Source organism: Helicobacter ganmani, assembly GCF_003364315.1.
Classification (GTDB): Bacteria; Campylobacterota; Campylobacteria; order Campylobacterales; family Helicobacteraceae; genus Helicobacter_D; species Helicobacter_D ganmani.
Genome location: NZ_NXLS01000012.1, coordinates 1 through 22,610, shown reverse-complemented (window position 1 = coordinate 22,610; position 22,610 = coordinate 1). Strand labels below are relative to the sequence as shown.

General features: G+C 35.6%; 21 protein-coding genes and 1 pseudogene. 14 read left to right on the top strand and 8 right to left on the bottom strand.

Features of this window, described 5'->3' with window-relative positions:
- Nucleotides 1-4: 4 nt before the first annotated feature.
- Genes pyrD through CQA43_RS08950 form a run of 7 tightly spaced genes read left to right on the top strand, consistent with a single transcriptional unit; the run spans nucleotide 5 to nucleotide 6,413 of the window.
- Nucleotides 5-1,075, top strand: coding sequence for a dihydroorotate dehydrogenase (quinone) (gene pyrD / locus CQA43_RS08980; RefSeq protein ID WP_115552256.1), 1,071 nt, complete (start codon nucleotides 5-7; stop codon nucleotides 1,073-1,075).
- Between the two features lie 53 nt (nucleotides 1,076-1,128).
- On the top strand, nucleotides 1,129-2,400 hold the full coding sequence (locus CQA43_RS08975) for a M16 family metallopeptidase (protein WP_115552267.1): 1,272 nt from the start codon (nucleotides 1,129-1,131) through the stop codon (nucleotides 2,398-2,400).
- Nucleotides 2,401-2,408: 8 nt separating this feature from the next.
- Nucleotides 2,409-3,323 (top strand): 4-hydroxy-tetrahydrodipicolinate synthase, encoded by a 915-nt coding sequence (gene dapA, locus CQA43_RS08970; protein ID WP_115552255.1) that lies wholly within the window; start codon nucleotides 2,409-2,411, stop codon nucleotides 3,321-3,323.
- Complete coding sequence (locus CQA43_RS08965; RefSeq protein ID WP_115552254.1) at nucleotides 3,320-4,102, top strand: enoyl-ACP reductase; 783 nt, start codon at nucleotides 3,320-3,322, stop codon at nucleotides 4,100-4,102. Before dapA ends, CQA43_RS08965 begins: the two co-directional genes overlap by 4 nt.
- Before the next feature lie 10 nt (nucleotides 4,103-4,112).
- Entirely contained in the window at nucleotides 4,113-4,658 is a 546-nt protein-coding gene (gene pgsA, locus CQA43_RS08960; RefSeq protein ID WP_245944297.1) for a CDP-diacylglycerol--glycerol-3-phosphate 3-phosphatidyltransferase, read from the top strand.
- Nucleotides 4,659-5,729: an RIP metalloprotease RseP gene (gene rseP, locus CQA43_RS08955; protein ID WP_115552253.1), complete on the top strand. Its 1,071-nt coding sequence runs from the start codon at nucleotides 4,659-4,661 to the stop codon at nucleotides 5,727-5,729.
- A 9-nt stretch (nucleotides 5,730-5,738) separates the two neighbouring features.
- Entirely contained in the window at nucleotides 5,739-6,413 is a 675-nt protein-coding gene (locus CQA43_RS08950; RefSeq protein ID WP_115552252.1) for a YggS family pyridoxal phosphate-dependent enzyme, read from the top strand.
- Between the two features lie 239 nt (nucleotides 6,414-6,652).
- Here the strand turns inward: CQA43_RS08950 and CQA43_RS08940 are convergent, their stop codons facing one another.
- The 7 genes from CQA43_RS08940 to CQA43_RS08910 form a co-directional block, all read right to left on the bottom strand.
- Nucleotides 6,653-8,350, bottom strand: coding sequence for a protein hydE (locus tag CQA43_RS08940; protein ID WP_245944296.1), 1,698 nt, complete (start codon nucleotides 8,348-8,350; stop codon nucleotides 6,653-6,655).
- Entirely contained in the window at nucleotides 8,351-8,887 is a 537-nt protein-coding gene (locus CQA43_RS08935; protein WP_115552250.1) for a HyaD/HybD family hydrogenase maturation endopeptidase, read from the bottom strand. It abuts the gene before it with no gap.
- A 54-nt stretch (nucleotides 8,888-8,941) separates the two neighbouring features.
- The gene (gene cybH, locus CQA43_RS08930) at nucleotides 8,942-9,613 is read right to left on the bottom strand and encodes a Ni/Fe-hydrogenase, b-type cytochrome subunit (RefSeq protein WP_115552249.1); all 672 of its coding nucleotides are present in this window, start codon (nucleotides 9,611-9,613) and stop codon (nucleotides 8,942-8,944) included.
- Between the two features lie 9 nt (nucleotides 9,614-9,622).
- A complete protein-coding gene (locus tag CQA43_RS08925; RefSeq protein ID WP_115552248.1) occupies nucleotides 9,623-11,359 on the bottom strand; it encodes a nickel-dependent hydrogenase large subunit in 1,737 nt (578 codons plus the stop codon).
- A gap of 9 nt (nucleotides 11,360-11,368) precedes the next feature.
- Nucleotides 11,369-12,520, bottom strand: a complete 1,152-nt coding sequence (locus CQA43_RS08920) for a hydrogenase small subunit (protein ID WP_115552247.1) — start codon at nucleotides 12,518-12,520, stop codon at nucleotides 11,369-11,371.
- 239 nt (nucleotides 12,521-12,759) lie between these two features.
- Nucleotides 12,760-14,238: a flagellin B gene (locus tag CQA43_RS08915; protein WP_115552246.1), complete on the bottom strand. Its 1,479-nt coding sequence runs from the start codon at nucleotides 14,236-14,238 to the stop codon at nucleotides 12,760-12,762.
- A 700-nt stretch (nucleotides 14,239-14,938) separates the two neighbouring features.
- The gene (locus CQA43_RS08910; protein WP_115552245.1) at nucleotides 14,939-15,262 is read right to left on the bottom strand and encodes a hypothetical protein; all 324 of its coding nucleotides are present in this window, start codon (nucleotides 15,260-15,262) and stop codon (nucleotides 14,939-14,941) included.
- 245 nt (nucleotides 15,263-15,507) lie between these two features.
- Between CQA43_RS08910 and CQA43_RS08905 the strand changes: the two genes are divergently transcribed.
- From CQA43_RS08905 to CQA43_RS08890, 4 genes are all read left to right on the top strand, one after another.
- Nucleotides 15,508-16,719: a coiled-coil domain-containing protein gene (locus CQA43_RS08905; RefSeq protein WP_115552244.1), complete on the top strand. Its 1,212-nt coding sequence runs from the start codon at nucleotides 15,508-15,510 to the stop codon at nucleotides 16,717-16,719.
- Nucleotides 16,719-17,735, top strand: a complete 1,017-nt coding sequence (locus tag CQA43_RS08900; RefSeq protein WP_115552243.1) for a hypothetical protein — start codon at nucleotides 16,719-16,721, stop codon at nucleotides 17,733-17,735. Before CQA43_RS08905 ends, CQA43_RS08900 begins: the two co-directional genes overlap by 1 nt.
- A gap of 22 nt (nucleotides 17,736-17,757) precedes the next feature.
- The gene (locus CQA43_RS08895; RefSeq protein WP_245944295.1) at nucleotides 17,758-18,537 is read left to right on the top strand and encodes a TrbM/KikA/MpfK family conjugal transfer protein; all 780 of its coding nucleotides are present in this window, start codon (nucleotides 17,758-17,760) and stop codon (nucleotides 18,535-18,537) included.
- 192 nt (nucleotides 18,538-18,729) lie between these two features.
- Nucleotides 18,730-20,040, top strand: coding sequence for a toprim domain-containing protein (locus tag CQA43_RS08890; RefSeq protein ID WP_115552242.1), 1,311 nt, complete (start codon nucleotides 18,730-18,732; stop codon nucleotides 20,038-20,040).
- A 915-nt stretch (nucleotides 20,041-20,955) separates the two neighbouring features.
- Here CQA43_RS08890 and CQA43_RS08885 read toward each other — a convergent pair.
- A complete protein-coding gene (locus CQA43_RS08885; protein ID WP_115552241.1) occupies nucleotides 20,956-21,405 on the bottom strand; it encodes a hypothetical protein in 450 nt (149 codons plus the stop codon).
- A 246-nt stretch (nucleotides 21,406-21,651) separates the two neighbouring features.
- On the opposite strand from CQA43_RS08885, the gene CQA43_RS08880 reads away from it, so the two are divergent.
- The 3 genes and pseudogenes from CQA43_RS08880 to CQA43_RS08870 all read left to right on the top strand — a co-directional run.
- Nucleotides 21,652-21,972, top strand: coding sequence for a hypothetical protein (locus tag CQA43_RS08880; RefSeq protein WP_115552240.1), 321 nt, complete (start codon nucleotides 21,652-21,654; stop codon nucleotides 21,970-21,972).
- 92 nt (nucleotides 21,973-22,064) lie between these two features.
- The gene (locus CQA43_RS08875; RefSeq protein WP_115552239.1) at nucleotides 22,065-22,313 is read left to right on the top strand and encodes a hypothetical protein; all 249 of its coding nucleotides are present in this window, start codon (nucleotides 22,065-22,067) and stop codon (nucleotides 22,311-22,313) included.
- 13 nt (nucleotides 22,314-22,326) lie between these two features.
- A pseudogene (locus tag CQA43_RS08870) lies at nucleotides 22,327-22,610 on the top strand (hypothetical protein); the annotation flags it as partial.

Genomic DNA, 22,610 nt, shown 5'->3' with positions numbered 1-22,610 from the left:
GGAAATGCTAAACTATCAAACTTTACGTCCTTTTATTTTTAAAACCAATCCAGAAACTGCGCATACAATCATAGAATTTTTGAGCAAAATCGCTCCAAAGATTCCAGCTTTTTTGCCTTTTTTGTCTTATAAGAATTGCTTGAAAGATTCTATTTTGATGCAAGAAATTGATGGAATGCGCTTTTATAATCCTGTGGGATTGGCAGCGGGATTTGACAAAAATGCTAAGATGATAGAATTGCTTTGCGCACTAGGTTTTTCACATTTAGAGCTAGGAGCGGTAACGCCTTTAGCGCAAAGCGGCAATGATAAGCCGCGTCTTTGGCGACATATAGAAGAGGAATCTATCCAAAACGCAATGGGATTCAACAATGAGGGAATGAGTATGGTAAATGCGTACTTAAAGAATCTTTTTCCCTTTGTTGTGCCTTTGGGTGTGAATATTGGTAAAAACAAAATTACTTCACAAGAAGAATCTCTTAAGGATTATTTGACTTTAGCGCGCAATTTTGCACAAAGTAGTGATTATTTGAGCGTGAATCTTTCTTCGCCTAATACACCAAATTTGCGTGATTTGCAAAATATTAATTTCATTCAAGAGCTTTTTAGTAGTCTTTGTCAAGTTTATACTAAGCCAATTTATTTAAAAATTGCTCCTGATTTGGAGATAGATTTTGCTTTGAGTTTGATTGAAGCAGCGATAAAAAGCGGAGCAAAAGGCATTATTGCAACCAATACGACTTTGGATTATAGTCTTGTTGCACGACCACAAGATAGAGGAGGAATTAGCGGAAAGGTTTTAGCCTCAAAAAGTCGCGAAATGTTGAAACAGATTGCGCTTTATTTGAAGAATACAAATCAAAAAACAACGCTTATAAGCGTGGGTGGAATCTCAAATGCACAGGAGGCTTACACAAGGATTCGTTTGGGTGCAAATCTTGTGCAAGTTTTTAGTGCGCTGATTTTTGAGGGACCAAGTTTAGTAAAACAAATCAATTTGGATTTAAAAAATTTTTTAGAACGTGATGGATTCAACCATATTGGCGAAGCGGTAGGCGTGGATTTATGCAATTAATCTGCATAATTTTTAGAATTTTTTGTGTTAATTTATTTTTAGTAGGAGTTTTGATGGCGGAAAATAGCCCGATAAAATCTGTGCTTCCAAAACATTATCAAACGACACTGAAAAATGGTTTGGAAGTTGTAGTGATTCCATTAAAGAATCAAAGTAATGTGATTACGACTAATGTATTTTATAAAGTCGGTAGTCGTAATGAGACAATGGGCAAAAGTGGAATCGCACATATGCTAGAACATCTAAACTTTAAATCCACCAAGAATTTAAAGGCAGGAGAATTTGATAGGGTTATCAAAGGTTTTGGTGGTTCTACAAACGCCGCAACGAGCTTTGACTATACGCATTATTATATTAAATCTAGCACGCAGAATCTTGGCAAATCTTTAGAGCTTTTTAGTGAGCTTATGCAAAATTTGAGCTTAAAAGATGAGGAGTTTCAACCCGAACGCAATGTCGTAGCGGAGGAGAGGCTATGGCGGACAGACAATAACCCTATGGGTTATTTGTATTTTAGACTTTTTAATACAGCTTTTATCTATCACCCTTATCATTGGACTCCTATTGGTTTTATGGAAGATATTAAAGCTTGGAGCATTGAAGATATTCGCGCATTCCATAGTCTTTATTATCAACCTCAAAATGCGGCAATCGTGATTGCGGGAGATATAGACGAAAAAATCGCCCTAAAGGAAGTCAAAAAGTATTTTGAAAAGATTAAAAACAAAAAAGAGATTCCATTGCAATTACATACAAAAGAACCCAAACAAGAGGGTGAGCGCAGAGTGGAAGTGCATAAACCAAGCGAAGTGGAGATTTTGGCACTTGCATTTAGAACTCCTCCTTTTAATCACAAAGACCAAATTGCTCTTAGTGCATTAGGCGAGATTCTAAGTGGTGGCAAGAGTAGCCCGCTTGTTAGCGAGATTGTGGATAAGAAACGGCTTGCCACAGAAATTTATGCTTACAATATGGATTTGCAAGATGATGGATTATTTATTTTTATGGGATTGGCAAATGTAGGTGTGAGCCTAGAAAAGTTAGAAAAGGCAATTTTACAAGAAATTGAAAAAGTAAAGCTTGGGAAACTCAACGAGGCGGAATTGCAAAAAGCAAAAACAAATTTGCGCGCAAATTTTTTATACGAGCTAGAATCTAGCAGTGGCGTAGCAAGCTTGTTTGGAAGCTATATCGTACGCAATGATTTAGAGTCCCTCTTGCATTTTGAGCAAGATTTTGATAGCTTAAGCTTAGAAGAAATTGTTGCAGTGGCGCAAAAATATTTTGTTCGCTCAAATGCAACAATTTTAACCCTGACAAAATAAGGAAAACAATGCAAGTAGAAAATCAAGTCAAAGGCGCAATGACTGCATTAATCACGCCTTTTAAAAATGCTCTGTTGGATTTGGAAAGTTATGAATCTTTGATTAGAAGACAGATTCAATATGGTATTGATGTTATCGTGCCTGTTGGCACAACAGGTGAGAGTGCAACATTAAGCCACAAAGAACATAAAGAATGTATTGAAGTTGCAGTGAGCGTCTGTAAAGCAAGTCGCAAGGAGGGGCATAATGTCAAGGTTTTAGCGGGTGCTGGAAGTAATTCTACGCAAGAAGCAATTGAGCTTGCTAAATTTGCACAAAGTTGCGGAGCAGATGCAATTTTGTGTGTTACACCTTATTATAATAAGCCAACACAAGAGGGCTTGTTTTTGCATTACAAGGAGGTTGCAAATGCAGTAAGCATTCCTCTTATGCTTTATAATGTGCCGGGTCGCACGGGTGTGAATTTGGAAACAAAAACTATTTTGCGACTTTTTAATGAGATTCCAAATATTTATGGAGTCAAAGAAGCAAGTGGTAGCATTGAAAAGGTAATAGATTTGAATATGAATGCTAAAGATTTGAGCATTGTAAGTGGCGAAGATGCAATTAATTATCCTATTTTAAGTTGTGGTGGGGTAGGTGTGATTTCTGTTACTTCCAATCTTTTGCCAAACAAAATTGCGGAATTAACACACGCACTTTTGCAATCGCATAATTATGAACGCGCAAGAGAATTAAACAATGAACTTTACGCAATTAATAAAGCGTTGTTCATAGAAAGCAATCCGATTCCAATCAAGGCAGCAATGTATTTAAGCGGACTTTTAAAAACATTGGAATATCGTTTGCCATTGGTTGCTCCATCGGCACAAAATATAGAATATCTTGAAAAAATTTTAAGTCAATATGAGGTAGTAAAATGAATGAAAATTTCAAAGGCAAAACTTTAGTTATTAGTGGTGCGACGCGTGGAATCGGAAAAGCGATTCTCTATCGTTTTGCGCAAAAGGGTGTAAATATTGCATTTACTTATAATAAAAATGTAGAAGAAGCAAATAAAATCATAGCAGATGTGGAATCGCAATTTTTTATCAAAGCCAAAGCTTATCCTTTAGATGTTTTGCAACCAGAGACTTATAAGGATTTGTTTGCAAAAATTGATGAAGATTTTGAGAGGATAGATTTTTTTGTGAGCAATGCGATTATTTATGGCAAGAGTGTCGTGGGAGGGTTCGCGCCTTTTATGCGCTTGAAACCTAAAGGACTAAACAATATCTACACTGCTACCGTACTTGCTTTTGTTGTCGGTGCGCAAGAAGCAGCAAAGAGAATGCAAAAGGTAGGCGGTGGAAGTATTATTTCCCTTAGCTCCACAGGGAATCTCGTGTATATGCCAAATTATGCAGGGCACGGCAACTCAAAGAATGCCGTAGAAACAATGGTGAAATATGCTGCAATGGAGCTTGGAGAGTATAATATTCGCGTTAATGCAGTGAGTGGTGGTCCCATTGAAACAGATGCATTAAAGGCATTTCCGGATTTTGCCGAGATTAAAGAAAAAGTGGTAGAGCAAAGCCCACTCAATCGTATGGGAGCTCCAGAGGATATTGCGGGGGCTTGTTTATTTTTATGCGATAGTAGCGCAAGTGCTTGGCTTACAGGACAAACGATTGTGATTGATGGAGGAACAAGCTTTAAATAGAGTGAAAAAGATGATGAAATTAGAATCTTTACCGAATGGCTTGACTATTCTTCGGATTATATTTGCTTTTCTTTTGCTTGCAATAATTCTCTATGGAAAGTGGATTCTTCCACCCCCCATCCACCCTAGTTGGATTAATTATTTCGCTTGTTTGGTGTTTTGTCTCGCAAGTATTACGGATTTTTTTGATGGCTTTATTGCGCGCAGTTTCAATGTTTCAAGCATTTTTGGAGAAATTTTTGACCCGCTTGCTGATAAATTGTTGATGTTATCTGCATTAATTGGGCTTTTGGTATGGAATCGCGCAGATGTGTGGGCAGTCTTTTTGATTCTTAGTCGCGAATTTTTTATTACCGGATTGCGTGTAGTGGCTGCGAGCAAAGGAATCAAAGTTGCGGCTTCTAATCTTGGTAAATATAAAACAGGCTTGCAAATTACTGCAATTGCATTTTTGCTTATGGATTATTCTTTTGCCAATATGACTTTGTGGCTTGCGGTAGTTTTGACACTTTATTCAGGCTATGATTATGTTAAAATGTATGCAAAGGCGCGCTAAATGGGAATAATTAGCTCAATTTTAGTCTTATCTTTTTTGGTTTTTTTTCATGAATTGGGGCATTTTTTGGCAGCTAAACTTTTTGGCGTGCGTGTGGAAGCTTTTAGTATAGGTTTTGGTAAAACAAGAATCTTTAAAAAACAAATCGGCGAGACAGAATATTCTTTGCGTCCCATTCCATTAGGAGGATTTGTTCAGCTTAAAGGGCAGAGCGACTTTGATCCTATGATGCGTGATACTGCTAGTGATAGTCTTTATGGTATTGCAGCTTATAAGCGATTGCTGATTTTAGCCGCAGGTTCGTGTTTTAATCTCTTGTTAGCTTTTTTGCTTTTTGTCGCCATTGGCTTAATGGGGAAAAATGAATTAGCTCCTGTGGTGGGTAAAGTAGAAACAAATATGCCAGCGGAAATTGCTGGGTTACGCAGTGGCGATGAAATTCTTAGCATTAATGGACAAAAAATTCAAACTTGGGAAGCATTGAGCCAAACGATTGCCAAATCCAAAGGGGAGCTAGAGATTGTATTTTTGCGAGACTCTAAAGAGTATCAGACGATTTTAATCCCCAAAATAGGAGAATCCAAAAATCTCTTTGGTGAGAAGATTGCGCGTCCTTTAATTGGGATTTTTTCTAGTGGAGAGGTAAGGCTTGTGTCTTATTCTTTTGTGGATTCTATTTCCTATGCTTTTGGTCAGACTTTGGAATCTAGCAAGTTAATCTTGCAAAGCATTGAAAAAATGTTGAGTGGCGTTGTGCCATTGAGCGAAGTAGGGGGTGTAGTTTCTATTGTGAGCATTACCAAAAAGGCAAGTGAATTAGGGATTGTTACGCTTTTTGCATTTACTGCTTTGATTTCTGTAAATCTTGGAATCTTAAATTTACTTCCGATTCCAGCCCTTGATGGTGGGCATATTCTTTTTACATTTTATGAAATGCTAACAAAAAGAATTCCAACACAAAATACTTTTTATCGTTTAAGTATGGCAGGTTGGATTGTGTTATTGGGACTTATGGGGCTTGGATTGTATAATGATATTTTACGCATTCTTAATGGAACAATGCCTTTTTAAAGGAGATTTATGCAAGAAAAATTAAATCAGAATCTAATAGATGTAATAGAAAGAATTGAAAAAGCAAGAATTGCGGTAGATAGGCACAGAATCGTGCGCTTGGTTGCAGTGAGCAAATATTCTACACAAGAGGAAATCACAGCACTTTATGCTTGTGGGCAACGCGCCTTTGGTGAAAATAAAGTGCAAGACTTGAAAGCGAAATCTGAAATCTTAGAATCTCTTCCACTAGAATGGCATTTCATCGGCTCTTTGCAGAGTAATAAAATTAACGCACTTTTAAGCCTCAATCCCTTTATGCTCCAAAGCTTACATTCTTTGGAGTTAGCAGAGCAATTACAAAAGCGATTGCAAAAAGAAAATAAGGCTTTGCGCACCTTGTTGCAAGTCAATAGTGCCAAAGAGGAGAGCAAAAGTGGCTTTATGCCAGAAGTTGCACAAGAAATGTATTGCAGGATTTTGGAAACTTGCCCAAACATCAAGTTGTGCGGTTTGATGAGTATTGGTGCGCATACAGATGAAAAAAAAATGATTCAAAAGAGTTTTGAGCAAACATATAGGATTTTTGAATCTCTGCAAAATAAAGGTGCAAAGACTTTAAGTATGGGAATGAGTGAGGATTTTGAGCTTGCGATTGCTTGCGGAAGCAACTGCGTGCGTTTAGGAAGTGTGCTATTTAAATAGAATCAAAAATTTCATTGTGCTAGTGAGTAAGCATACATTGCGAAGTGCTTTGCCTAAAAAGCATTTTTTATTTGCGATTCCATATTTCTTATAAATGATATTATGGATTGCTATGAAAGTTTCAAATTTTCTCGCAAGAACACCCATTGCTTTATTCTGCAAATTTATAATATAGAATCTTGCTTGCTGCATTTTTGCGAAATCTCGCAAGGATATAGCGGAATCACAAAGGCGTGGGTTTATAGAGTTTTGTTTTTAAATTCCATTGTTGCACAAGCATAGATTTCAGAGGTTTTTGGCAAATAATGCAAGAATTGATTTATAAATTGTGTGTTCAAAAATAATTTGCCACAGACAACGATGCCTTTTGTTTGGTAGTTTTCCTCCATATCACGACTAAAATTAGCAAAAAATTCCGCTAAAGAATCCAAGATTCCAAAGCATAGCAACTCGTTCTCTACTCCAGCAAGTCTGAAGCTCATAACAGAACGCAAGGTTTGCAAAGTGTTTAAGGAGATTTTACCCTCTGTGTCGCGCTCTAGTCTAAAATCGATGCGCGGACCTTTTTTGCCCAAAAATTTCCATGCACATTCTATCACAGCATTTGCGCTTGCTTTGAGATTGTGAGATTCACCTAAGCCTAGTAAGACACCGCACATTCCCACCAAGTCTAATAGATTTTGTGAGGGGACAGAATTTTTGGGGAGAGATTCTAGAGCGTGGATTATGGATTCAAAATGAGATGAAAAATTTTTTAACAAACTTTGTGTGGTTTGGTTTAGGGTTTTGAATGTCTCAAGAATTGTTCCTAGGTTGCTTTCAAAGTTAAATGTGAGTGCTTCTTTGAAATTCTCATTAAAATATACCCAAAAAAGCGTGCGATTCTCACCAAGATAAAGTGCATTGACACGATTTAAAGAATCCTTTGTAATAGCTTGCAAGAAAGCATTGGCAATAGAATTGGGTTTGTAAGATTCAAAGCGATGTGGCAAGATAAGGGAGTTTTGCGCAATGCTTAAAGTCAGGGGTTTGGAATCTTCAGCAACAAATTCACAGATTCCATTTTTTCTTTTTTGTCGGAGTGGCAACAAATATAGACCTAAAGAGGAATCCAAAAATTTACTCAAAAGAACTAAATAAGGCTCAAAAGGCAAAAGGACATTCACTTGCGCAATAGGGAAGAAATGTTGAAAAATGCTTTTAGGAGCAAGCTTCAAAATGGGTTTTTCCAAAGTTGCTAAGGCTTGCAATTCCTCATTTTCTACCCTAAAAAGCATTTTGACATTGATAAGGGAGTAGGGCATAAAGCAAAAATCCTCTCCAATCTCCTCTAAATTTGGCGGATTGTTTTCCTCTAAAAGCACCAACTCCTTTTTGCCAAAAATTGTTTTGACAAAGATGCACTCATTTTGCTTCAAAAGATTTGCAAGAGTTTGGAGAGATTCTATCAAATCTTGTGCATTTTGAATCTCGTTTCTTTGCTCCTCTTTTAAAAATGTCATTTTGGTGGGCTGAAAATCTATCCATTGCGCCCATAGGTTACAGAAATTCGGGGATTCTTTGTTGCTTAATTGTTGCAGCTCCAAAGGGGTTAGAAAGTGAGTTACAAAGAGATGATTTAAGGAAATTAAATTCTCTTTAGAGAAAGATTCTAAAACAATCAACTCTTTAAAAGTCCATTGTAAAGAAAGTGGAATATAGTTTTGCAAAGAATCGCTAAAGTTCAAAATTTCTTGTTGGCTTCCCTGCACCTCTAGCCTAAAAGAATCTTGAGAATTTTGCACAAATTGCCCTTGTAGGTTGGTTTTTCTTAGGGCAAAATGTAGAGATTTGAGTAAGAAATTTTGAATATTGTGCGGGAAAGCAAGTTTAGCGATTTGTTGGAAAACGAAAGCGACAATTAAGTGGGATTCCAACTCTGAAGTTTCAGAAGTCATTTAGTATCCTTTGTAGGAGAAACGTGCAATTTCTTGCAAATCTTGATAAGAGGTTTTGGAGATTTGAACGCCAAGTGATTCTAAGTAGTGAATTGCTTGGGATTCCATTAGCTTTGCGCCCTGTTTGACTTCCTCTGTGAGTTCAAAGGTTGGATTTTCTCCAATAATAAAAGGTTTAATACCTAAAATCTTTGTTGGCGGTAAATCTCCTAACATTTCAATCATTCGTAGGGTTTGGAGCATTTCTACTTCGTGCGCACTACCAGCCCAAGTGATTTGGTTAGGAATTGCACGAAAGTCAAAAAAATAAACATCACCTATTTTGGCATCTTTTGCGTCAATAGAATCTATAATCAACACAGAATCGTATTGCGTGATAAGGGGAATTAAATGTTGAGCCATTGTCCCGCCATCTACAATCTCCACACAATGCTCACCGCTAAAAGTATAATTGAGTTTCAATAGATTGGATAAATGCACACCAATCCCCTCATCACCAAATAGAATATTGCCAATGCCCAACACGAGGATTTTCATTTATTTTAAAATGCGGAAATGCGATTCGCAAGGAATCGCATTGGGTATTTATGCTTACTCATCTTTTTCAAATTTGACGCCGCTAAAAATCGTATCTACACCAGCACCAGGGAATTTCGCGCTATTCCAGCTTGCCATATAAATATGAATTGGAATAAAAATAACGAATGCCCAAGTTAAAATATGGTGGATTAAGCGCACATTAGCGATTCCGCCACAAAGCACTTCCAAAGGTTTCATTAAAGGCGCGATGAATCCCCCCAAGCCCTCGTGATAAACATGCGCATAAAGCACAAGTCCGCTAAGAGAAATTGCAATAATTAAAAGCATTACACCTAAGTAAGTTGCAAGCTGTAAGGGATTGTAAGCACCTTTTAAATGAGGATGTCCGCCAAAAAGTAGATAGCTTTTCAAGACGCCAAACCACACAAAAGGATTGAAAAAATCCAAAATAGAGCGACGCTCTAATGCACATTCTTTTGTCAAAAGTAGATAAAGGCGAAAAATAGTTACTGCAATGAGTAAGAAGCCAAGAATCAAATGCCAACTGCGCATTAAAGCATAAAGAAACCCCACAGGTTCGCCTGTGAAATTATTAGGTGCTAAAAAAGGATAAGCAAGATAGAATCCTGTTGCAATTAATCCAAAAATTGCTAATGCTCTAATCCAATGGAAAATCCGTGTGAGTTTTGAAAACTCAAGCACAGCTCTGTATCTTGTTTCCATAATTTCTCCTTAAATTTTACAATTCATCGCAATGGGGTCAAGTCTATATTGGCTGATTTCATTCCCTTTTGTATCCATTAAATGCACTGCACACGCGATACAAGGGTCAAAGGAATGGATAGTCCGCACGATTTCTAGCGGTTTGGTAATATCTTGCACTTTGATTCCAACTAATGAAGCTTCATAGGGTCCCATTTGATTTTTAGAATCTTTTGGTCCTGCATTCCAAGTACTTGGCACAACTGCTTGATAATTTGCTACGACGCCGTCTTTGATTCTTACCCAGTGGCTTAGTGTCCCGCGTGGAACATTACCAATGTAACGCCCTTTGTATTCTTTGTTTTTGTCAATCTTATAAGGAGCGCAAGTGGTTTGGTCGCCTGTTTTGAGATTTGCTACCAAAGAATTAAAAGCTTCTATGCCATAATCTGTGGAAAGCTTGCATTCCAAAAGTCGTGCTGCAGTTCTACCCAATGTGCTAAAAAGTGCTTCAATTGGTAATCCCGTATCTTCTAGGAATTGTGTTGCAATTTTTGTGATACGAGGATTCTTGGCTGCTAGTCCCACAACAATTGTTGCAAGCGGTCCTACCTCCATAGGTTCGCCATTATAACGAGGGGATTTAATCCAGCTGTATTTACCGCGCATATCAATTGCTTTTGTTTTGAGTGGGTTACCATCAGGTCCAATGGTCTCCGCATCTGTGAATCCTGTATAATTTGGCTCTGTTTCGCCATCATAAGGGTGCAATGCTTTGTCGTTTTGATACCAAGAATGTGTTGCTTCTTCTGTGATGAGGTCTTCATTGACTTCTAGGAGTTTAGAAATATCGCCACCTCGCACAACACCTGTGCTATAAAGCGTCTCATTATGATTGACAGGAATTTCGGCATAAGAAAGGAAGTTGCGCACACCGCAACCTTTAAGCACGCTTGGTTCGTTTTTGAAGACTTCAGCTGCCATTACGACATCTGCATAATAAGCGCGATTGATGAAATCCCCTACTTCTTTGTATTTAGTGAGCCAATCTCCCAATCTGCTAGGGTCTAAAATATCTGCAACGCAAGTTACACCCCCAACGGTTAAACTTTGTGGGTGGGGTTGTTTTGCGCCGAAGATTGCCATCATTTGTGCCGCAACTCTTTGAACTTCAAGAGCTTTTAAGTAATGGGAAAGCACGATGAGGTTTTGTTCAGGAGAGAATTTATAGGTTTTGTGTCCCCAATAAGCATTTGCAAAAGGTCCTAAACCTTGTTTAGCATTCGCAAAGGCTTTAACTTTTTCTTGCACAGCAGCAAGCTCATCTGCACCTGTTGCAATCGGGTTTTTAGAATATTTAAACGCAATCTCACTTGCTTTTTTGGGGTCAGCTTTAAGTGCTTCCGTAATATCACACCAATCCAATCCATGCAAGTGATAGAAATGCACCAAGTGGTCGTGCATTACAAGAGAAACATTCATCAAGCTTCGCACCATTTGTGCATTAAATGGAATCTGAATCCCTAGCGCGTTTTCTACTGCGGTAATTCCGGCTTTGTAATGTGAAAATGTGCAAACACCGCAGATTCTTTGCACCATAAAACCGACATCTCTAGGGTCGCGGTTTTTTACGATAACCTCTAAACCGCGCCATAAAGTAGAGCTAGAATAAGCATCGGTAATGACATTATTTTCATCTACAATGACTTCAATTCTTAAGTGCCCCTCAATCCTTGTGATAGGATCTACAATAATTCTTTTTGTCATAAATTCTCCTTATTCTTTGTCTTTTCTAAAATTACTTAGAACTGCGTGTGCCGCCATACCGATGGCTGCTGCGCCGAGTAATGTAATTCCGATATTATCTGCGGTGCGGTCTGCACCTTTAAACAACGGCGCATTGTAGAGTTTGCTAGCAAGTGGCTCTTCAAAAGGTCCCATAGTATCCCAGAAATTTGGCTCACTGCAACCAATACAGCCGTGTCCTGCTTGAATAGGCCAGCTTGTATGGGAGTTAAAACGTAATTTGGAGCAGTTGTTGAAAGTATAAGGTCCTTTACAGCCAACTTTATAGAGGCAATAACCATTTTTTGCACCCTCATCACCGAATCTTTGCACAAATTCTCCTGCGTCAAAATGCCCGCGTCTTTCGCATAAATCGTGGATTCTTAATCCATAAGCCCATTTTGGACGATTGAATGCATCAAGTTGTGGTAGAGTGCCAAAAAGCAAGAAATGAATCACATTGCCCACGATATTTTTTTCACTTGGAGGACAACCGGGCACATTAATCACAGGTTTGTTGGTAACTTCACTAAGCGGTTTTGCTGCAGTTGGGTTAGGGTGGGCTGCTTGGATTCCACCGAAGCTTGAGCAAGTCCCAATCGCAAAAATTGCCGCCGCATTTTCACTCGCTAATTTCGCATTTGCCAAGCCTGTATTTCCGTGCGCGCCAATTGTTAAGTATTGTCCTTCTAGCCCCGTTGGCACGCCACCCTCTACCATTAATACATAACGACCTTTGTATCTTTCTATTGCGGATTCTAGGTTTTCTTCTGCTTGATAGCCAGCCGCAGCCATAATGGTTTCATGGTATTCTAAAGAAATATAATCAAAAATCAAACTTGCAATGCCCGGTCCATCACTTCTTAAGAGGCTTTCACTACAGCCTGTGCATTCTGCTAAATGCAGCCAAATCACAGGTAAGCGGTCTGCAACTTCTGCTGCTTTCGCAGTTAGCGGAGTAAAACTTGCCGGCAAAGACAACATAGCTGTCATTGCTCCAGCCCACTTCATAAAATCTCTCCTTGAGATTCCTTTTTCTTTTAGCATTTTTTTAATGCTTTGACCTTTTTTGAGACTTGGGATTTTAGCGATGTTCGCAAGTCTATCTTGAGCCTGTCGCAGTAGCGTTTGTTCTCTTTCCATTACCTTCCTTTATCTTTTGGGATTAAGTTAAAAGAAATTTATCTTTTTTTGCCTTAAAAAGCACTACGAAATAAAAATTAATTGGAAAATTTGCATTATCAATGTGATGATTTTACTCTTTTTGTATCCTTACAATAACAAAATTAAGGAAAGGGAAAAACAAAAAATAAATTAAATTTTAAAATAGAATTAGAAAAGTATAGAATCCCTTGCGGGATTCTAAGAGGAATCTTAAAAGACTATTGAAGTAATCTTAAGATATTTTGTTGAACCGCATTTGCTTGGCTCATTGCATAACTTCCAGCTTGAGCTAGAATGTTCAAGTTAGAGTAGTTTGCACTCTCTGCTGCAAAATCTACTTCTCTGATTCCACTTTCAGCAGATTTTACATTCACTTGAGTGATTGTAATATTGTTGATTGTAGATTGCATTTGTTGTTGAACAGAACCTAAGTCAGAGCGAATGCTATCAAGTTGTTTAATCGCAGATTCTGCAATATCCATAACAAGCATTGCACCTTTAAGGGTTGTAACACCAGCACCATAATCTAGCGCAAAACCTGTTCCTGTAAATCCATCTACACCAATAGAGCGCAAAGTTTGTTGTTGGAAAGAACCTTTAATGTCGCGCAATGTAGTATTTGCTTGATTAACTCCAGCTGCACTAACAACAGTACCTGTGCCATCACTTACAACAATATCTGTTGCACCAAGTTGAGTAAGATTCAATTTACCAGCATAAGAACCCGCATTGATTCCAGCAGCTGCGCTTAAACCTTCGACATTAATTCCCCTACCATCAGTTGAAGTCAATCTCAATGAACCATCTTTGTCAATAGAAGCTTGAACTCCTGTGGTATCTTTCCAAGCATTGATGGCTTGAACAAGTGCGTTTGTGTTATCGTTCTTTCCTACCTCTATGCTACCACCACCAGAAGCAATGATTGAAATACCATTGATATTTAATTTTGTTACGGTTCCACTTGCAACAGGCGCACTTCCAGCCACTTGCACATCAGCTTCTGCACGTACACCGCCTAGTTCATCAGAGTAGCGGTTGATTGCTTCAGCAAGGACACCTAGACCTGTTCCTGCACTATTAGAGATAACGACAGATTCCAATGTTATTTCTCTTAAACCTACTGTAAATGTCAAGGTAGAAGTTCCAAATCCTTGAGCACTTGTATTATAGCTTTCTGTTCTCACATGCCCGATTTTATCAGAGCTTGTAGCACCAATGCTTGCTCTAATAGTTTGGTTAGAATATGCACCTACTTGGAATTCTTTGTTTGTAAAACCACCCGCAAGAAGTGTCAAACCATTGTAAGAAGTTGTTTGAGCAATGTTATCCAAAGATTCAATCAATCGGTTAATATCTGCTTGAATCGCTTTTCTTGTAGTTTCAGTTTGTCCATCTTGTGCTGCTTGAGCTGCTTTTGTTTTAATGGTATCCAAAACTTTTACTTGCTCGTCCATAGCTTTATCCGCAATTTGAATGATTCCCATACCATCGTTTGCATTTTTGATTGCTTGACCTAAAGTATTTGCTTGACTTCTTAAGCTATCCGCAATCGCCATACCTGAAGCGTCATCTTTTGCAGAGTTGATTCTAAGACCACTGCTTAATTTTTGAAGCGAACTTGCTAAACTTGTTTGTGTAAATGTGCTTTGAGCTGTTGCGTTGAGTGAATTTACATTCGTATTGACTTGAAATGCCATTTTAAACTCCTTTTTATTTGTTTGCCTTCCTTGGCAAAGATTTAGATTTAAAAGTTTTTATAACTTTTAGAAGTTGGTTTGAAAAGAATTTAAATTTAAAGAAAAGTAAGAATCTTAAGAAAATCTTTGATTATTGAAAATTATAGTTTTCAAACTTTTATCAAAAACCATAGAATCATTCTCTAGCGGGATTCCTTGCTTGATTTAAATCAAATCCTTAAAAACAACTTTAGAAGCGATAAAGAACTTTTAGCTAACCTTTTGTGGTTTAGCTATGTGATTATATCGGATAATTTTTGAAAAAGATTAGAGAGTTTAGAGAAAATTTATCAAAATATTGAAAAATTGTAAAAATGCTAGGGAGAAAGTTATTCTGCGAGGACTAAAAAGACATAATAATTCAAATAAAAGAATCTTTTTGGGGATTCCATTAAATACTTGGGCTTAGATTGTGGATTGCTTCGCTTGTGCTCGCAATGACAGAATGGAGTCTTGCAGGGACGCAAATAAATTAATATAGATGATAGATTATTCCAACTTCTGTGCAATATCGTGATATGTGCTTTGATATTTTTACTGATTCCTTTCCTCGATTATCGTATCTGTTGATTTTGTATTGAAAACTATAATTTTCAATAATCTAAAAACCCCAAAATTTTATACTTTTTTAAACGAAACAATTAACTTATTATTTTAAACTTTAATCCACATTTATGTGTTCTTTTAAATAAACTAAAGATTTTTGTAGATTTTTAAAGCCTCTCAATCTCAACTCCAACTCATCAACCTTTTCTCTTAAATTGCTAATCTCCTTTTTTAGATTTTCATTTTCCAATGCAATACTATCAGAATTCATCAAACTATCATATTTGCGAGATTTGATTAAAGCAATCATTAATGTCATAACATATTTAGGAAATTTATTTCTATTATTACCCCAATTATTTACAGAGTTATAGGGAAGATTAACGAAACGAGCAAATTCCTTTTTGGTTTTGAAACCAGCCTCATTAATTAAAGGCATAAAATTTTCCTTTGTCAATTCTAATGAATCCATAAATAAAACCCATATAAATTAATTTTTTAATCAACTTTATAATAATATGTAATATATACTTAAAATAAACTTAAATATTTAACTAGAATTATATTACTAAAATAAACTTAAATTATGCTTTTGAATGTATGCTATTTTTTGCATTCTTTTAGTGATTGTGCTATTTTTCATAATACTATGATTTCAAAAATTCAAATAAAAAAGGATAAAAAATGCCAATAGCAGAAGAGCAAGAAACACCATATTACGAAGACCTTGATTATGAAGCAATTTTAAATGCGGATTATGGATATAGGACAGAAGAAACCATTGCACAAAACGCCAAAGACATTGCAAGGGAACACCATTTAGACGAAGCAAATGTAAAAGAGGAATTGGACAGAATCAATCAATCTCAAAAGGAACAAGAAAGCAAAGAAGAAAAGCTTGCAAAGCAAAAAGAGCAAGAAAGAAATCAGGAAATGGAGCAGGCAAAAGAAAAGGAGAGCATTATAGAATCCTCCCTTGAAGTTAAAAATGAAAATATACAAGAATCTCTCTCTGTATCTCTTGCAATTCAAGAATTACAAGAAGATATTCAACAGCTAGAGAAAGAGGCGCAAGGGCGTGAAATTAATAAAGGCAATTCTCCTAGCCCTAAAGAAAAAATAGAGATTGCACAAAATACAATAACAGAATTTAATCATAACAGCCCATTAGTGAAAGAAGCCGTAGAAACAGAACTTTCAAGAAAAGCCTTTCAAGAAGAAATTAACGAACTCTTAATAGAAAAAGAGCGCAGAAGCAATCAAGAAATCAATTCACAAAGCCAAGAAAATACTGCCAAGCCTCTTAATGCAGTAGAAGAAGCAAGAGGTTCTAACCTGCAAGAAAAAACAGAGGAAAATAAATTTGCCAATCTAAGCGATGAGGAATTACAAGAAAAAATCAAGGAGTTAGAAGCAAAGCGAGAACAAGAAGAGGAACATCTAAAAGAGATTATTACACAATTTGAACCAAAAGATATTGCCGAGCTCCTCCAACAACTCTATAAATTAGATAAATCATTGTCTCAAATCATAGGAATAGAACAAGACAAACAATTAGCAGAGAGTGAAAGCAAAATGCGAGAGCTTCAAAAGCTATTAGAACAAGATAAGCTAAAAGCCCTCACGCAAATCGTAAGTGATATAAGCGACAAATATATTCAACTACAAGGTGAGAAAGAGCAAATGATAGAATCTAAAAAAGAGTATGAAGCACTCAATCAGCTTATGGAGAATAAAGAAAAACCCGAAATTATCAAAGAGAGAATGGAAAAAATCCACAAGCAATTTCCTAGCTTCAAAAAAGATTACCCCAATACCACCAAAAGAGCCACAGAATACGCAAAAGAATATGAAAAATCTCAATCCAAACCCCAAGAGAAAGGAAGAGACTTATAATGAAACATATCAATACAAACTTTAGCTTTAAAATGAAATGTATTGCATTGGTTTTCCTTTCCTCTCTTAATACAGCTAATGGAGCAGGAATCCCTGTGGTAGATGCCACACATTTAAACCAAACCATTATGGGATATGTTCAAGACGGATTAGCGCAAGCAAAGGATTATGCTTTGCAAATGCAGCAATATACACAAATGGTAGAAAATGCAAAGAGTTCGGGAGTGGATTTAAAAGATTTTTATGCCATTTATGGTTCTGCAATAGAGATTATAGAGACAAGTGTCAATCTTTATCAAGATATTTTAGATTTGCCCAATAATGTTTATGGGCGTTTTGAAAAGGCTTATGATACTTGTATTGCAATAGGAAACTTGCCACAGGCTAAAAATTTAAAAGACGCCCTAGAAAAAGGCAAAAAATTAAAAGGGAGATTTAGTTCTTGCACCACAGCTATTAGCAATTCAGGAGCATTTGTAAAAGATATAGAATCTATCAATAATGAGATTTTAGAGCTAGAAGCACAAAGAGCAAAAATGGGGGATAAGAGTGGAGAAATTACTAGGAAAATATTAGAAAAGCAAGAGGAAAAAAGACAGCTAGAACATTTAAAAATACAAGCAGAATCCGCAATGAAAGAATCGCAATTAACAGACCTTGCTAATCGGTTAGATTATATTGAAGAAGCAGAGAACGAACAATATCTAAAAGATATGCAAAAAATGCAGCAACAGCTTAATAATGCGACAACAGACAAAGAGATTGCAGCTGCTACAAATGCCTTGCTTTATTATAATATTCAGCAACAACAAAAAATGTATGAGCTTCAAAGCAAATATCTCAAAACAGAAGTGGCGGAAAAACAAGCAAATTTACAGCCAGTCAATGACTATCAAAAACAAGAAATAGAAGTAAAAAGCCTACAAGAAATAGATTCTAATTTTAACGAACAAGTAGAAAAAGGCAAAAAAGTTCCAAAAGACCCTTTTGGAATCCCAATAATGAGAAAACAATAAACCAAATTTAAAGGAGAAAAAGATGAGAAGTTTGAGTATCAAAAAAAGCAATCTAGCAAGCAATAAAGTAGATTCTATTGTCTCTAAGAGCAGCAAAGCTTTAATGCTTTTGGTATGCAGTGCCCTAGCTTTACAAGCAGAGGTTAAAATAGAGTATTTAAGTGGAGATACAAGGAGTGCTTGTGAGGCATTGCTTTGTCTTTCTAGTCCAAATAAACCAGCAGAGTGTGCTCCTGCATTAAACAAATTATTTTCAATTAAACGCAAAAAGCCAAGTGATACCATTAATGCAAGAAAAGCTTTTTTAAATCTTTGTCCCATAGACAATAGCGACACAGATTTAAAATATTATCAAACAAGCATTTTGCCACTTGTAGATGAAGAATGCACGATTCCCTCTTTAAATGCTAGAATAGAAACAAAACAAGACGCTTTTAAAGAAATCATCTGCAAAGAAGACGAAAATGGAATGCAAGTTTGTAATCTTGTGGATAAAATAGGTTTTAGAATTAATCCAAATCTTACAAATTCCTGCAGATTATTAGCAAGTTCGCGCTATTCAGATTATAGGTTAAAATACACTTGCAATACTAAGTTTTATACAAAAGAAGAGTGGCAAAGCGGAAAAGAAATTATAGGAGAAATTTCAAAAGCAGAATTTGAAAACTTGCCTTTAGGCAAGAAATTGTCTCTATCTAAATGGGAGAGAAACAAAAGTGGATTCTTTAATCGTTACTCCCTAGTATCCAAGTATTACAAAGCACAAGCAATCAATAAACATTGTTGGATTAATCAAAATTAATTATAAGAGGGAAGTTTCTCCCTTTTATTTGGGTTATTCTATTTCCATAGAAATGGCGTAGCGTGATAATAATGATAAAAGAGTTTATCAAGTTTATTCTTTAATTTTTAAATATTTCAAAAGTATTTAAAATATTTTAAAAATGTTAATAACAATTATAAAACATTTAAAAACATTATAAAAAGGATAAGAATGGCAAAAATACCAAGATTGAATGCAGAAGAAACATTGCAACTTCCTTTAGACCAAATCCTGCTTAATTTGGGTTATTTTAAAGACAAAAACAAAAGCTCAAAAAACCACATTAAGCTTAAAAACGACAATGGGGACGCTTTGGTGATTTCACGCAATGCAAAGGGCGATTATCTTTATTTTAATCCCTATGAGGAAAGCGATAGAGGAAATATTTTTAATTTCTGTAAAAATAGAGGATTAAAAGTGCAAGATTTGCTCCAGCTCCAAAAAGAAACAAATTTGCAATGCCATACTTTATCCAAAAACACTGATACAAGAGACAAGGAAGTAGAAGAGGTGTTAGCCAAGTTTTTAACCTTTAAGAATTTACAATCGCAAAATCATTTTTCTAGTGAGAGGGGAATCAGTAATGCAATCTTGCAACATTTAGTAAATGAAATCAAAATGGACGAAAGGGGAAACATTGCGATTCCAACCTATACAATCAAAACCTTACAGATAAACAAGCCCGAGCAAGAACAAGCACAAGAACAACAAATTTTTTCTAAAACAGGCTACCAGCTTCACTTAAAGAATCCTATTTTAAAAAACAAAGAGGGAGAAGCTTACACAAAGCCTTTAAAACAAATTTGCTATGGCAAAAAGGGTTTGGAGACGATAATTTTTTCTAACAGCAAAGAAAAAGAGGAGAGAGGCAAGATTGCAAAAATTATTCTTACAGAATCTAGTATTGATTCTTTAAGTCTCTTTGAAAAGCTCAATAATGAGAGATTAAACAAAATGGATACCACTCCAAACACACTGATTCTCTCCACCAATGGCACAATCACAGAAAGCCAATTAAAAGCTTTGCAATATCTTGATGAGAGATTTCCAAATGCTAAGGTGTTTTTAGGGTTTGATAGAGATAAAGCAGGAGAGAAGAATACACAAAAGGCGCAAGAATGCTTTAAAAATGCAGAAGTGAATGTAATAAAGCCTTATTGCAAGGATTTCAATGAGGATTTAGTTCTCTCTAAAATCTTGGAAGTAGATATAAATGCTATTACAGAGGAGAATGTTCATCAATCATTGCGGGATTTTAATGAGAATCTAGCCTTTTTTAATAGAGGAGAAGAGTTTATTTATGAGCATTTAAAACAGCAATCCTTTCAACAAGGAATCCAGATTGCAACAAGAGTTTATTATGCTTTAAATCATTTAGAGATTCCACAAGAGCTAAAAAAATCTATGGAAAAAAACTTAGCGACATTTAATCAAAAACTCCTTGCATTTGAGGAGAGAATGGAAAGAAATTTAAAAAGCTAGAAATTCTTTTTCAAAAGCTTTGAATGACTTTAATTATTCCAATATCAAAATTAAGCTCTAAAATAGCCCTAAAATCATTCAAAAAGATTAAAATAAGAAAATCTATTGCTTTCAATCTTTTTCAAACCTATACCCCTTAAAATTGATTTATGGAGGTATATAGTATTTATCTATAAAGTGTAAAATTAAAAGTAAAAGCATTCAAAAGCGCAAAAGCAAATAAAAACTGCATTCACCATAAACTTAAAATATTAATCTATAAAATCTTATTCTTTAATTTCTCTTTCCCTTTTAATATTCACTTATAATATATAAGACTAAAAAATAGTTTTCAAAAAACACAATAATGAGAATGAAAAAATACACTGCAAGATTCTAATTTTAGACACTTACAAGAATAATGAGAATCCATATTTTAGAGATAAAATCAGAAACATATTTTTGCGGAAATGGTAATTTTTGAAGTCTTAAGAATATCGTAAAATAAGATTGTTGTAATTTTAGAATCAGAAACATATTTTTGCGGAAAATTTATTTTCAAATCATATACAAAATAATCATTAAGAATAAATTAAATTATAGAGATGAATCAAAAATATTCTAAAAAGCTTTAAATTCCTCCAAAATATATTACAATTCTCTACAAAATTATAATCAAAGTCTTAATGATTTATTCTCATTATGGTTTTTAAAATGCAGGGGTAGAAATCCATATTTTAAGCTTATTTTTAATAAAAGATTTAAAATGCGGTTAAGATTTTATGTGGAAGCTCGTATCCAACGCTATTATTATCTCCCCGCTTTCTTGCGTTTAAAAATACTTTAAGTAAATTAATAGCCTTTAAACTCCCAATTTATCGCAATTTCTTTCAAAACTCTTTCCGCAAAAATATGTTTTTGATTTTTTAAAAGATTTTAGAGCAGAATTTCTAGTTTTTTAAAGTTTTCTACATTTTCATAGGTGTTTAGCCAAGCCTCTACCCATAAGGGAATAGGAGAATATTTATCCCAAGAGTTAGGTGTTGAATACGCAATTTCAACCTTTTGGCAAAATTCTCTGCGTGTTAGATTTAACTCCTTTAGTTTTAAATCAAAGTCTTTTCTTGTGAAAGTTTGACTTGCTTCTTTTGGTTTTACTTTAATAATATTTTTTAAATCGTGGTGATTTTTTAAAATTTCCGCAAATTGTTCGTATTTTTGAGCGGTTTTGTAAAGTTCTAGCCAAGAAATTGCATATTGTGGGATAGGATATTTAATGCCCCAATTATTTTCTAAAGTAATAGATTTTACCCGCAATTTTTCGCAAAACTCTTTTTTGGTGAGATTTAATGCCTTAAGAGCTTCGTTAAATTCCTGTTTTGTCATAATTTCTCCTTATTGCCCCGCCTTTATCAAGGTTAAAGGCGGAAAAATGAGCCTTAAAGTCTCATTTTAATGTTCCATAAAGCAGGGGGACACCCCCCGCAACGCCCCCCTTAAAAAAGGGAGAAAAGTTAGGTAATGGAAGTTTATTAATTTTTTGCTTAAATAGTGCTTTTTTTATAAAAAAGCTTGACTTTATTTATTATTTTTGATATAATTATGTCATAAATTTATAGAAAAGGTTGTAAAATGGAAACACAATACAAAAGAGCTTCAAGGAAAGCAGTTACAATTTTAGCGGAATCTTTGGGATTAAATTTTTACCACACTTCCAAGAATGGCTTTTTTATCTACAAGGATTTAAGCACGACAAGCCAAACAAGGTGCAAGATTCTTTTTAAAAGCAAAATCTTGCGTAACATTAGGGGGTTTTTGCTAGAGCTTAAAAAACAAAAGGAACATAAAGCGCGAATGGCTTTTATTAAAGAAAATTTGGAAAAGCGCAATATCGCTTTAAACAAAGAGCGGAGAGACTTAGAATCGCACTTTCAGCCCTCTTTTTGCTTGTAGGGGGTGGCAAATGGAATGGATAAATTTTGAGGATATGCCAGATTTTATTGCAGAAATAGAAAGCATTGCGAAAGTGCGTAAGGGTGCTATAAATGAAAAAGTTTAATAGTTATATGGAAGCCCTGCAAGACGCTTATAACGAGTTAATGAGTGCGCCAGACCCTTTGCACTATGAGACAAAAGAGCGAGAGTGGGACGGGTGCATATTTTCATTAACTATAGATATTATGGGGGATGTTATAAAATGGTATCACACTAAAGATTTTAGAGATTTTGATAACATAGAAATAACGCCCGAAGTTGTTGCAGAGCTTAAGGCTAACTTTAAGGCACAAGAATAAGAAAGGGGTAAAAATGGTTACAAAACAAGAAGCTTTGCGGGAATTGGTTTTTTATTCCTTGCAAGAGCTAAAGGCGTTTGTGCAACGCATTGAGCTAAGAAGCTTGAAAAAAGGGAGTGAAAAGAAAGTTTGCGTGATTGTCTTTTCTAACTTTTTTGCTTTGCAGGAGTGGAGTATAAAAGAAGCTTCCATTTTAGACAGAATGCGAGAGCTTTATAAACAAAGAGGGTTAAAGAATGTTGCGGTTTTTCATAAAGTTGTAGCAGAAGCTCAAGGACAAAACCGCTTTTATAAAGA